Source organism: Cyclobacteriaceae bacterium, from assembly GCA_013141055.1.
Classification (GTDB): Bacteria; Bacteroidota; Bacteroidia; order Cytophagales; family Cyclobacteriaceae; genus ELB16-189.
In genome coordinates, this window is record JABFRS010000001.1 from 1,665,223 (window position 1) to 1,679,069 (window position 13,847).

Below are 13,847 nucleotides of genomic sequence, written 5' to 3' on the forward strand. Positions count from 1 at the left end.
AATGAAATTTGAAAACTCTCTCTCCTTTGCCAAAGGACTCGACAAAAAAGATCCATTAAAAAAATTCAAATCAGAGTTCCACTATCCAAAAATAAAAGGCAAGACAACTCTCTACCTCTGCGGCAATTCTCTCGGGCTTCAACCGAGGAGCACAAAGAAGTACCTTAATGAAGAATTAAGTGATTGGGCAGAACTTGGCGTTGAAGGTCATTTTCATGCGAAACGCCCCTGGTTGTACTATCATAAATTCGGGAAAAAAGCCCTTGCGGGAATTGTTGGAGCAAAACCTACTGAGGTTGTAGCAATGAATCAGCTAACGGTGAATCTTCACCTGATGATGACTTCATTTTATCAGCCAACTAAAGAAAGGTTCAAAATCATTGTAGAGGCTGGAGCATTTTCATCCGATCAATATGCTTTTGAATCACAGATCAGACTTCATGGATTGAAACCCGAAGAAGCTTTGATCGAGTTAAAACCCCGATCCAATGAATACTCCTTGAGAACTGAGGATATTATTAGTGCCATTGAGCATCATTCATCGCAATTGGCTCTTGTGATCTTTGGCGGAGTTCAATATTACTCAGGCCAGCTTTTTGATATCAAAAGAATTACTGCCACCGCACAAAAGGCTGGTGCTTATGCTGGCTTTGATCTTGCTCATGCTGTTGGAAATGTTGAGGTGGATCTTCATAAAAATAATGTTGACTTCGCAGTGTGGTGTGGCTACAAGTACCTTAACTCCGGACCCGGAAGTGTGGCGGGAGCATTTGTTCATGAGCGTCATGCAACCAACTCAAGTCTGATTCGATTGGCTGGATGGTGGGGTCACTTTGAAAAGGATAGATTTAAAATGAAAAAGGGATTCATCCCTATGCCCGGAATTGACGGATGGCAGCTTTCCAATTTTCCTGTTCTGAGTGGCGCAGCACATCTCGCCTCACTTGAGTTGTTTGAAAAGGCTGGAATAAAATCACTTAGAAAGAAAAGTATTTTACTAACCGGATACTTAGAGTTTCTTTTAAAAAATACTGAACGTTTTCAGGAATACTTTATCATCATTACACCCGAAGATCCAAAGGAGCGCGGCTGCCAGATGTCTATGCTCATGAAGGATAATGGAAGAAAAATATTTGATAAAATTACTAAGGCTGGCGTGATCGCTGACTGGCGTGAACCCAATGTCATCAGGGTGGCGCCTGTACCGATGTACAATTCATTTGAAGAAGTGTATCGGTTTGCTGAAATTTTTAAGAATGCTTTAAAATAATTCCATGTGCGAATCGCTTAGACAGATTCGCAGATTCTTACAAAATGAAAAAACACATCGCTATTGCAGGGGCCGGGCTTGTTGGATCACTCCTTTCTATCTACTTGATAAAAAGGGGATATAAAGTATCTCTTTTCGAAAGAAGATCCGACATGAGAAAAAGTGGAGAATATGCAGGAAAATCCATCAATCTTGCTTTAAGCAATAGAGGACTTCGTGCACTTAAGGAGGTTGGTCTTGCGGAAAAAATGAAGCCAGTTGCCATTCCGATGCATGGAAGAACAATGCACGATGTCAAAGGAAACTTATCCTTTCTTCCATACGGCGAGCAAGGTCAATACATCAATTCAATTTCACGGAGTGGACTCAATATTGTTCTGATGAGTGAGGCAGAACATCTTGGAACCACGATAATTTTTGAACATCGCATTCAGCATGTCAATCTGGAAACCACTGAAATAACATTTCAGGATGGTAAAACTGAAAAATTCGATATGATCATCGGGGCAGACGGAGCCTTCTCTGCCGTCAGGGGTGCTTTACAGATCACCGACAGGTTTGATTATGATCAACGTTATATTCAGCATGGCTATAAAGAATTAACGATTCCGGCGGGGAAAAACGGAACTCATCAATTAGAAAAAAATTCATTGCACATCTGGCCGCGGGAAAGTTTTATGCTGATCGCATTACCAAATCCTGATGGAAGCTTTACGTGTACACTTTTCTTTCCTTTTGAAGGGGATCCTTCTTTTCAATCGCTTCAATCAGAAAAAGAAGTTGCAAAGTTCTTTCAGGAGATTTTTCCGGATGTGGATGTTCTCATACCAGATTTGTTAAAAGACTGGCAAAAAAATCCAACCTCATCTCTTGTCACCATTAAATGCTTTCCCTGGCTGAAAAACAAAACACTTTTAATAGGTGATGCGGCACATGCAATTGTCCCTTTTTATGGACAGGGTATGAATGCGGGGTTTGAAGATTGTGCTGTATTGAATGATTTGCTGAATAAGCATAAAGATGATTGGGATAAAGTCACTACAGAATTTCAACAGCTTCGAAAACCAGATGCGGATGCTATTGCTCAACTGGCGCTAGAAAATTTTGTTGAAATGAGGGATCTCGTTGCGGATGCAGATTTCCTTTTGCGCAAGAAGATAGAAGCTAAACTTCATCAGTTATTTCCGAATCGATGGATTCCGCTTTACTCCATGGTCACTTTTCATGAAGAGATTCGATACTCTGATGCGTTAAGAATCGGAAAAAAGCAGAGGCAGATCATGGACAAGGTGATGCAAACGCCATCCATAGAGACAACATGGCAATCATTGGATTTCGAAAAGGTTGTAAGTCAGCTTGACTAAGCTTCACTGAACAGAATCTTATATTCATCATATCGATTGAGCACATCGCGAACATAATTCACCGGCTCCTCGCATTTGCAATAACCCGCGACAACAATAGGATCCCGATAATACTTTGGATTTGATTTTTGTTTGAGAAACTCCTCCACATCTTCCCACTTTGAAGGATCCTTACCATACTTCCTCGCAAGATGACGGGCATCAACAATGTGAGAAAGTCCAGCGTTATAAGATGAGAGCACAAACTTCAAACGCTCATTTTTATCTGTAATGTATTTGGCCCAGAGCTTGTCAAGATATTTTAAATAGCGAACACCTGCCCTTAGACTTTGATACGGGTTGGTACGATCCGAAGCACCAAATTGCTCTGCAGTTCCCGGCATTAATTGCATCAACCCAACCGCACCTGCCCATGATGCGGCTGTTGGTTGAAAATTTGATTCCTGATAAACAATAGAGGCAAGCAATCTCCAATCCCATCCCAGAATCTTTGCTTCACGCTTTATTTGCTCATCATATGGTGAAAGCTTGTTTCCACCACGGGAAGAATAATCACTACTAATAACAGTCTGAGAAGTTCTGGGATTATTAAAATACTTGCTGTAGAGAATCTGAAATTTTCCTGTTCGCTTCATGTCTTCCATCCACCGATTAACTTCCGATTGAAGTTCAGGTGAGTTTTTTCTGACAGCCCACGCTATCTGTTGAGGAAGACTTAGTACAGTGGCTATATCAAGGTTTGGATAGTAAATAGCATTCACCATCGCTATCGTCTGGTCCGTTACAGTATACTGAATTTCTCCTTTGGCAACTTTTTCAATAAGGGATTCTGTCTCCGCGTAAGCGCTATCCTCATGAATGATAATCGCTCCTCCTATTTCTGTTGACAGGTTCTGCATCCGCTCTTTAAAAGAGGATTCATTCATCACATGAACTTCTTTTCCAATGAGTTCAACCGGATTGCGAACAAGACTTCTTTCCAACCTGGTGGGAGGCATCCTTCTCCAGTTCTGAGGTTTCTTCTGAACCAGGACCTGATACGTGTTAAATTGTGTATCCGTGAATGATAAATACTTTGTACGTTCCTGAGTAACAGTCAGAGGGAAAGCGATGATGTCCCCCTCTCCTTTATTCAGCAGATCAATTGATTGCTCAATGCCGCTGATGACTCTTATTTTTAAGTTGATCTTTAAATGTTTCGTCAGACTTTGGAGAAGCTCATACTCATAGCCCATCGGGCGACCGCGGTAGATAAAATAACTAATGGAATTATTATCAACGATCGCTTGTAAAAAGCCTCTTTCGCGAATTTGCTGAAGGTCCATTTGAACCTCTGGCTCTTGCGAAAATTCAGGAAGATTGCCCTTGGGAGAACAATTTACCATCAACAAGGCCAGCACAAGCGCAGAATGGAGGAAAATCCGTCTTGGCATCAAGGAAGGTACTCAAAATCCAAAAATTCAGCAATTCATCTTATTACATCAATTCCATTTTAACATCACTTAAAGGGCATAAAAAAAGAAACCCCTTTCGGGGCTTCTCTTCAATCTGAATTACAAGTATGAATTAGAATGTATATCTAAATCCTATTTGCATGAAATAAGTAGAACCGATTGTATTGCGGTTTCTGAATGAACCAAGTGCGTAGCTACTTCCATCACCTACTGGGTATCCATTAATTTGAGAAAGACGGAATGTTGGAAGAACAGATCCATTTGGCTGGAGAGTTGAGGCATTAACCGGAACCAAAAGAGTTGCAGCGTTAGCATCCTTGAACACTCCCCACTCCTTGTTCAACAAGTTTCCAACATTGAAAATATCAAGAGTGAATTGAAGCGTGTTGTTGGTTTTCCCGATGTTCGCGAAAATGTCCTGAACAATCCTTACATCCACCTGGCTTCTCCATGGAAGCTCTGCACCATTTCTTTGTGCATACTCACCCTTGTGTTTGCTCAAGTAAGGGTCTTGGTCAATAAACTTAAAGAACAATGCGCTCTGTTCTGCCGCAGTCCATACTCCTTGAGGAACAGCAATAGTAGGAACAAAAGCGATCTCAGATGGATCCTTAGGAATGTAGATCAGGTCATTACCCGAAACACCGTCCCTGTTGAAGTCACCAGAATAAGTATAAGAATATCTTCCCTGAATAGATCCTTCATAGAATAATGATATCTGAGTAGCAAGGTGTTTGATATATTCCTTTCTGTAGCTGATCGATGCAATGAAACGATCCGGTACGATGTAAGCCGCATAACTGGCCTCAGCAAAATTTGGATTGCCAACGATCTGTGTGTTCGTCCAGGTATTACCTAACTGATCTCCACCGCCATCAAACACAACTTGTGCATCACTACGCGTATAGGCAACCATTGCAGTAAATCCATTGCTGAAAGGTTTTTCAAGTTTAAGAGTCAATGATGAATAGTATCCTTGCTGTGAGTTTACCAAAACAACTGGCGTGAATGCTGCAGTTCCTGTAGGGCTTCCGCTCGCTACGGGCTGACCCGCCGCTGTTATAGGATTAATGTAACGATCTGTCACACTAATTGGATAGAAAGGTCTGTTATCAGGATATCCTGTAACATTGATTGGCACGCCATTCTGAAGGTTTGGATTGATACCCTTTGCAACATTAAGATCCTTGTTAAAGATAGCTTCAACACTTCCATTGATTCCCAAAGGAAGTTTTATATCAATAGCAAGACTTGATTTCCATGTTTGAGGAAACTTGAAATCAGTTGTCAAGGCACTGATGTTAGCTGGAATAGCCGTTCCAGGAAGTGGCTGAGTCGCTGGTCGGTATGCTGTTGGATCCGGATTGAATACAATTCCTGCCGCCTGAGTTGCCGCCTGTCCAATATATGATTGAGAGAACTGAATTAAACCTGCATCACCCGATTGAGCAACGATCCAAACCATTGGAATTTTACCAGTGAAAACACCAGTACCTCCACGAACAATCAAAGAACGATCTCCTTTGACATCATAGTTGAATCCAATTCTTGGAGAGAATAATACACGTGAATCCGGAAGAGCTCCTGTATCAACCTTCCTGCCTTCAGAGAAGGTAAGGCTTGCTACCAGTGGATGTGTTTGAATTTCCTTTGTTGAATTAAAGAAAGGCATATCAAGACGCAAACCAGCAGTCAGCTTCAACTTGTCATTAACCTGATATTCATCCTGACCATAGATAGAATACTGAGAAGTCTTAACCGTTGGAAAAGCTTGCTCATATCCTGGAAGTAATGAATAAGTGATCGCGAAATCTCTTGGAGCCTGATTAGTAATGAAATCATTCCAGCTATTGAATGAATAGTAGCTGGTTCCGTTTCTCTGAAATCCATTCTTTGTAGAGGTCATGTCCGCTTGAAACCCTACTGTAAATCCATGCTTTCCGGATGTCCATGAAAGGTTGTCAACAACTGAAATTGTAGACACCTGTCTTAGATTACCATATGTGAATGGCTCGTATCCGAAGGAAGTAAGTGGAGTACTGGTTGTTCCTGTTATAACCGTTGCTGGTGCAGAACCATCCAAAATATCAACAAATGGGAATATCTTACTGTCTGAACTGCGTGGCTCGTTCTGATCAGTGTATGTTGCTCTCAACGTGTTGGCAAACTTGGTTCCAAAAACAGAGTTAAGCTCTGCTGCTACTGAGTACAAATTATTTTCCTGATAGTAGTTCGCATTCTTATATGGCAATGCAAAAAGACTTGTACGAGTCTGAGGATAGTTAGGACCAGCACCTGTTCTTGACGTACTTGGGAAGCTTGGGCTGATATTTTCTACCTGGCTGTAGCGAACGTTGAAACGGTGTTTCTCATTGATGTTCCAGTCAATACGCGCCGTTACTTTTGTGTTGGTAGTCTTGAAATCATATCCCTGATAAGGACCTGTATCATAATTGTAATTGGTCTTTAAATAATCGCTGATCATGTTCAGATCCGTTGCCGTTGGACGAGCAATGTTTCCTGTTCCTGTATAAGGAGCTTCAGGAGTTGAAGCAAAGTTCTGCTGTCCTGGCTGAATTGATGTAGACGTTTCGTAGTTCGCAAAGAAGAACAACTTGTTCTTAATGATCGCTCCGCCAAGACGTGCGCCATACGTTTGAATGTCAAGTTTCTGTTTTACAAAGGGAGTTTCTCTCTGAACCTCATTACCCTGCATGTCCTGGTTTCTGAAGAATCCATAAACAGAACCTGACAATGTATTTGATCCAGAACGAGTAACAGCATTCATGGAGCTTCCAATAAATCCTGATTGACGGATATCGTAAGGAGTAACGTTTACTGTTACCTGCTCAATCGCATCCAATGAAATAGGATTGTTATTTCCAGGAAGGTTACCACCAATACCGAATGAGTTGTTGAAGTCAGAACCATCAACAGTGAAGTTGTTCTGACGGAAGTTACCACCACCCACTGAACCAGTGCTTGTTGAAGATGATTGAGGAGTCATGCGGAGCATATCATTCAAACTTCTTCCAATGGTTGGCATGTTCAATAACTGACGGCTGCTGATGTTTGTCACCGCACCGTTTTTCTCAGTATTAAGATCTTTTGTTGCTTCACCTGTTACAACCAATTCTTCAAGCTGAGTTCCTTCTTCACTCAATACGTGATTCAAAACGTAAGTTTCACCCAATTGAAGAGAAATGTCGGAATACGTTTGGGTCTTGTAACCTACAAATGAGATTGTAATCTTATAGGGACCTCCTACTCTCATATTCGAGATGGTGAATTTACCATCAGCAGCCGATACCGTTCCATACGTGGTACCAGTAGGCTCGTGCACGGCCACCACATTGGCGCCCGGGACAGCCCCGTTCTTATCTTTTAGGGATCCACTCAGCGTGGAGGTCGTTACACCCTGAGCCAACAGCGTGGAAGCTGACAGCACAAAGGCGGAAACGATTAGTAGAAGTTTTCTCATAAGCATTAGGGTTTTAGTAACTTGATTTTAGGAGCGTAAAAGTATTGGTTAAACCTTAACTCAGTTTTACCAGTCCTTTAAATGTTACGAACAAGTTATTAACAATTTCTTAATATAGCATCCATCAATCGTTTGCTGGTTTGTGTTTTTTTTCGACAACAAAAACCACATCTCAACCTTAACTTAAACCTCATGATGAAACTTGCTCTGTATCTGCTATTTGGATGTGTGATCTTTAATGCTACTGCTCAGGTAGATTTATCCTACTATTTGCCTGATGGAGGATCATATAATTCAGCCATTCCAACTCCTGCTTCAGTGATCGGACATGAGGTTGGAGAGTGGCATGTTAGCCATGACAGACTGGTAAATTACATGTATGCCCTGGACAGAGCCTCTGACAGGATTAGCCTTGAAGTTACAGGCCAGACTTTCGAAGCCAGACCCCTCCTTTTACTCACTATCACCTCCCCTAAAAACCATCAAAATATTGAAGCCATCCGTCAACAGCATTTATTGCTTTCGGATCCTTCAAAATCAGCATCAGCAGACGTGAAAAACATGCCCTCCGTCTTCTACCTGGGATGCAGCATTCACGGAAATGAGCCCAGTGGCGCAAATGCCGGGCTTATTATGGCTTATTACCTCGCCGCCGCTCAAGGTCCCGAGATTGAAAAATACCTTGAAAACACCGTTATCCTTTTTGATCCAAGCTTTAATCCGGATGGGTTAACCCGTTTCTCAAGCTGGGCAAACTCCCGAAAAAGCAAACTGATCTCACCTGATCCAAATGATATGGAGCATAATGAGGCATGGCCAGGAGGACGATTCAATCATTACTGGTTTGATCTTAACCGGGATTGGCTTGTGGCTCAAATGCCGGAATCTCAGGCTCGCATAAAAAAATTCCAACAATGGAGACCCAATGTCCTTACCGACCATCACGAACAAGGAACGAATGCGACATTCTTTTTTATGCCGGGCGAACCAACAAGAGTGAATTCCCTTACACCTGAAAAAAATCAGGAGATCACAAGGAAGATGGGTGAATACCACGCTAAAGCTCTTGATCAGATTGGATCACTTTATTTTACACAGGAGGGTTATGATGATTTCTATTATGGAAAAGGGTCAACCTATCCGGATGTTGAAGGAGCAATAGGAATTCTTTTTGAACAGGCAAGTTCACGCGGCCATGCACAGGAAAGTGTAAATGGAGTTCTCAAATTTCCATTTACCATTCGCAATCACTTCACTACCATGTTAAGTTCATTGAAGGCGGTGAATGAATTGCGTGAAGAGCTTCTTACCTACCAGCGTGATTTCTTTAAAGGAAGTCTGACAGAAGCCGCAAAAGATCCGGTGAAAGGATATCTGTTTGGATCAAAAGATAAAGCAAGCGTCTTCCATCTTGCTGAAGTATTATCCCGTCAGCAAATTGATTTTTACAAGCCTGCCGCCACCTCAACTATCAACGGAAAGAATTTTGATAAGGAATCAAGTTATATAGTCCCGCTGAATCAATCTCAATACAGAATGATCAAAGGCATGTTTGGCAAGATCAATCAGTTCAAGGATAGTTTATTCTATGATATTTCAAGCTGGACTTTGCCAATGGCTTTTGGTCTTGACTATGAAGAGCTGAAAGTAGCACCAGCATTGGGAGAAAAAATCTCACAGATTCAGATGCCTGCCGGAAAGATCATTGGCGGAAAGACTCAGTATGCTTATGTGTTTGAAACGTATGGTTTTTATTCACCAAGAGCGTTATATCGTCTTACCAGCCATGGCATACGAACCAAGGTCGCGACTGAACAATTTTATCATTCTTCAGGCAAAAAATTTGAACCTGGTTCTATCATGGTATCACTGGATAACCAGGATAAAAATCCAGATCAGATTGAAGTTTATATTCGTGAAATTGCGGAACGCGATGGTATTGATGTCTACGCTTTCAACACAGGACTTGATTATCGTGGAGTAAGTCTTGGCAGCAGTTCCTTTCAGGTATTGAGAAAGCCCGAAATAGCAATCCTTGTTGATGGAGGTGTTTCAGCTACCGATGCAGGCGAGATCTGGCATCTGCTTGACCAGCGATTTAATATTCCCGTCACCTGCATGCCAACTTCTATCTTCAACAATGCAAATATCAATCGTTATTCAACTCTTATATTTCCGGCAGGTACTTATGCAGGCATTAATGAGAATGCAAAAGAAAAGCTCAAGATCTGGATACAAAATGGCGGGACTGTAATCGGCTTCGAAAATGCGTTAACATGGTTCAATACTGCAGGGTTGGGGAAATTTGACATGAAAAAGGATGAAGAGAAAAAAGAGCCTGCGAAGTCAAAGCCTTATGCTGATCTTGATGAGGCAACAGGAGCTCAGGAAACCAGTGGAGCAATCTTTGAAGCAGATGTAGATCTCACAAATCCATTGTTATATGGATACTATAATTCAAAAATGCCGATGTTTAAATCCAATAATCTCTTTATGGAAAAAGCGAAGGGAGCTTATGCCAATCCGTTAACCTATGGCTCAGCTTCTTTACTAACCGGATATATCTCTAAAGTGAATTATGCTAAAATGAAAAATACTTCGGGCATCGGAGTTACTGCTATGGGAAGAGGACATGTCATAGGATTCACTGAAGACCTTGCATTTCGAGCTTTTTGGTTTGGAACAAACAAGATGCTGATGAATGCTGTGTATTACGGAAGCTTCTTGCGACCTGAAAGTGCTCGATAGGTAGCAATGAACAAAAACAAAACGCTTTCTTCTGTTATCCTTTGGTCGGTCATCTCTGCCGCTTTCATTGGACCGGGAACCGTAACAACAGCAGCAACCGCCGGATCCCTGTTCCAACTGAATCTTCTGTGGGCTGTGACTTTTGCCACCATCGCATGCATAGTTTTACAGGAGGTTTCCGGTCGGCTTACAATTGTGAGTGGGATGACAATGGGTCAGGCATTGACTAAAAAGTATGGAGAGCAGCAAAGTAGTTGGTTGAAATTTTTACTGGGCGGACCCGTGATTTTGGGATGTGCCGCTTATGAAGCTGGAAATATTCTTGGTGCTGTTTCAGGTTTAAATCTGATGTCGTCTATTGATACGAAGATTCTCACGATCATTATCACAGCGGCCAGCGCATTCATCCTCTGGTCTGGGAAACGAAATACAATTGGATGGCTCATGACATTCCTGGTATTCCTCATGGGCGTTGCCTTTTTTGCATTGGCCATAGATACTTCGTTTTCCTTTCAGGAGTATTTAAAGTCGTCTCTCACCCCTCAGCTCCCCGTAGGTTCTGAATTGTTAACATTGGGATTAGTTGGAACAACCATTGTGCCTTACAATGTCTTTCTTGGATCCGGCATCAGTAAGGGTCAGACGGTACCATTGATGCGCATTGGACTTACTATCTCTGTTTTGATCGGAGGACTTATCACTGCCGCAATTCTGGTCGCTGGCACTTCCGTAAGATCTTTCTCAAATTTCAATGAGCTGGCACAAGCCCTTGTAGAAAATAGCGGACCGATTGGTGGATGGGCACTGGGTATTGGATTATTTGCTGCAGGTTTCTCATCAGCCATTACGTCTCCATATGCAGCATCGATCATTACTTCTTCTGTTTTCAACTGGAATGAACAGAAACAACGCATCGTCTGGATCTTCGTACTCCTGGTTGGATTTGCTTTTGGGATCAGCGAAGTAAAGCCTATCCCGGTTATCCTTGCCGTGCAGGCCCTTAATGGACTTGTTCTGCCTCTGCTAACTGCTTACCTGATTTTACTGATCAATGATCCGGCTATCGTTCCTTCTGAGCATCGTCCTTCGCCATTCTATAATGTAGTGCTTCTGATCATCTTCGGTTCAGTTCTGTTGATGGGATTGAATAACATAGACAAATCTGTTTCATCCTGGGTCGCAATGCCAACAGGGCACATCATGCTAATATCAACTATTTCAATCGCGTTGACAGGATATCTGGCACTCAAACTATTTGCGTGGAATAAAAAAAACAACGGGACTAGATTTTAATCTCCTTGTGCAGAAGATGAGTTTAAGCAGTCACTTCATCAAATGCTTTTACAAATGATCTCATCTCGTCAATTGTTCCAATGCTGACACGACACCACTCTTTTTGTTGGTAATCCCATACACGCATCAGAAATCCTTTCTCTTCCATCTTGGCAAGAATCATTTTGCCATCTTTCGGAGCTGGAAAGAATACAACGTTGATCAGAGACTTACCATACATGATTTTGTGCTTGTCAAGGTAATCTGTGAGCACTAAGCGTGCTGCAGCATTTTTCTCTCTTGTTAATTTCATGAAATCAACATCTCCAAGACTTGCATTAGCTGCAGCGATAGCGGTTTGGTTAATTGGAATGTCACCGGCATACTTGGCAACACGATTGATAAGATCCGGCTTCGCTACGATATATCCGATTCGCAATCCTGCCAATCCATAAATCTTTGAGAAGGTCTTTGAGACAATTACGTTCAAATTCTTCTTTACCAATTCAACCATCGAAATCTGCTGTGAAGGTTCCAGAAATTCAATGTAAGCTTCATCAACATACACTGGAACTTTCGTTGAAACTGTTTCACAAAATGATCTAACTTTTGCCGCATCAACATAAGTCCCGGTTGGATTATTTGGATTACAGATAAAGACAAGTTTTGTGTCGCTCTTTACTGCAGCAGCCATTGCATCATAATTATGCTCAAGCTTATCGTTGAGATCAACTTTATCCCAGCGGCAATTGAACACCTGGGCAAAATTCATTAGCAACGGAAATGTCGGATAGGAGGAAACAATACTCCCGCCTTCGATTCCAAAGGCAACGGATGATTGACAAAGAATATCTCCCGACCCTGCACCAAGGTGAATACATTCAGGGGCAACACCTTCCTTTGCGGCAATCGTCGCCTTCAGAGCAGTAGTTGCATCAAACGGATAACGATTCGCTTCTGTCAGAATTTGAATGATCGCCTGTCTTGCTTTATCTGATGGGCCGTATGGATTCTCGTTTGAATTCAGTCGGACATTGCCCGAATATTTTTTTTCCCTGCCAAGGAAATCCATTTCAGCTTTACTTACAGGAGCAGCCATTAATTCCTGAGCAAGAGAGGGAACAAGCGTAAGGCCTGCTGTGAGAGAAAGTGTTGACTTAAACCAACCTCTTCTGTTAGTAATAGATTGCATGCTGCTGTTGTTTATGTGTTATATAAAAATAGCGAATAATCTTTATACGTTGTTACCTCCACGGTGCACGACTGGTCATTGTGACAAACGGCTCACCATCCAGCACAATCATAGGGTCATTTACATTTTTAGGATGGTTCTTTTTTTCCAGGCGGTAGGATCCCTGGCCGGCCGATTGAGAATTGTAATAAAGCCTGTCCCCCTGAACGTACCAGGTTCCACGATCAGAGTTCTGGGAAGAAGTCCCACCCGAAATAGCTTCGGTATTGACGCTTCGCGATCCTTCATATGAATAGGTATAGGTTCCATCTTCTCTAAGAACAATACAGCGGCTTGTTTGAGAATTCTGATTCATGTTGAGATAGCACCACTGACCTACCAGTTCTGGGGCCACTCCACCTTTGCCTTTATCGTTGTTAGCCGACGTTTCTGCACTTCCTGATTTGGCATAAATAACCTTCTGTCCATTTGCTGTTAACGTCAATTGTGAGCCAGCGATTGAATAGCCAAATCTGGCATCGCCTTGTGCGGATGTGATAATTATAAATCCTTGAGAAACCTTGTACGAAAAAGAGTTACCAAGATAGACGCATGTTCCATCTGCTTTAAACAGTAATACCTCATTATTACCTGCCCATGTTCCTATCAGTGACCGGTCTGTATTAGTAAAGGTTTGTGTTGCTTTCGACGACAAAGCAGATGACGAATTTTGATCACCTGCTCCATTCCTTGAAAATAAAACCTTTCCTTCCAGATCACCACCGGAAAGTGTGAGTGAGTTTCCCTGAAGAATATAATTATACTTCGTGGTTTCTGTACCAGATGTGATTGAAATGATTGTTGCTTGAGTTGAGAACTTGATTGGATCGCCGTCAAATTCTCCGGAGCCATCTGCCTGAAGCATCAACGTCATTTGGTAGCCGAATTGATTATTCTGCCAGATTCCAAAAATTTTACCTTGTTGCTGAACTTTCGCTCCGATCTGAGCTGAAGCAGAAAAAGAAAGGCATAACAAAAAGAGTAATTTTCTCATTTGCCGTAAACCGTAAGTGTTACTACAAGTTAA

8 protein-coding genes are annotated in these 13,847 nt (G+C 42.0%); 4 read left to right on the forward strand and 4 right to left on the reverse strand.

Going from position 1 to position 13,847, the window contains the following annotated elements; all coding sequences use genetic code 11:
- Position 1: 1 nt before the first annotated feature.
- A complete protein-coding gene (gene kynU / locus HOP08_07375; GenBank protein NOT74734.1) occupies positions 2 to 1,270 on the forward strand; it encodes a kynureninase in 1,269 nt (422 codons plus the stop codon).
- Positions 1,271 to 1,314: 44 nt separating this feature from the next.
- Positions 1,315 to 2,634 (forward strand): FAD-dependent monooxygenase, encoded by a 1,320-nt coding sequence (locus HOP08_07380; protein NOT74735.1) that lies wholly within the window; start codon positions 1,315 to 1,317, stop codon positions 2,632 to 2,634.
- Here HOP08_07380 and HOP08_07385 read toward each other — a convergent pair.
- On the reverse strand, positions 2,631 to 4,067 hold the full coding sequence (locus HOP08_07385; GenBank protein NOT74736.1) for a transporter substrate-binding domain-containing protein: 1,437 nt from the start codon (positions 4,065 to 4,067) through the stop codon (positions 2,631 to 2,633). The genes HOP08_07380 and HOP08_07385 overlap by 4 nt on opposite strands.
- A 133-nt stretch (positions 4,068 to 4,200) precedes the next feature.
- Positions 4,201 to 7,575: a TonB-dependent receptor gene (locus tag HOP08_07390; GenBank protein ID NOT74737.1), complete on the reverse strand. Its 3,375-nt coding sequence runs from the start codon at positions 7,573 to 7,575 to the stop codon at positions 4,201 to 4,203.
- Positions 7,576 to 7,761: 186 nt separating this feature from the next.
- Here HOP08_07390 and HOP08_07395 point away from each other — a divergent pair, with 186 nt between their 5' ends.
- On the forward strand, positions 7,762 to 10,317 hold the full coding sequence (locus HOP08_07395) for a zinc carboxypeptidase (protein NOT74738.1): 2,556 nt from the start codon (positions 7,762 to 7,764) through the stop codon (positions 10,315 to 10,317).
- Positions 10,318 to 10,323: 6 nt separating this feature from the next.
- Positions 10,324 to 11,610 (forward strand): divalent metal cation transporter, encoded by a 1,287-nt coding sequence (locus tag HOP08_07400; GenBank protein NOT74739.1) that lies wholly within the window; start codon positions 10,324 to 10,326, stop codon positions 11,608 to 11,610.
- A 22-nt stretch (positions 11,611 to 11,632) separates the two neighbouring features.
- On the opposite strand, the gene HOP08_07405 is transcribed toward HOP08_07400, so the two are convergent.
- A complete protein-coding gene (locus HOP08_07405) occupies positions 11,633 to 12,781 on the reverse strand; it encodes an aminotransferase class I/II-fold pyridoxal phosphate-dependent enzyme (protein ID NOT74740.1) in 1,149 nt (382 codons plus the stop codon).
- A 52-nt stretch (positions 12,782 to 12,833) separates the two neighbouring features.
- Positions 12,834 to 13,814: a hypothetical protein gene (locus HOP08_07410; GenBank protein NOT74741.1), complete on the reverse strand. Its 981-nt coding sequence runs from the start codon at positions 13,812 to 13,814 to the stop codon at positions 12,834 to 12,836.
- Between the last annotated feature and the right edge of the window lie 33 nt (positions 13,815 to 13,847).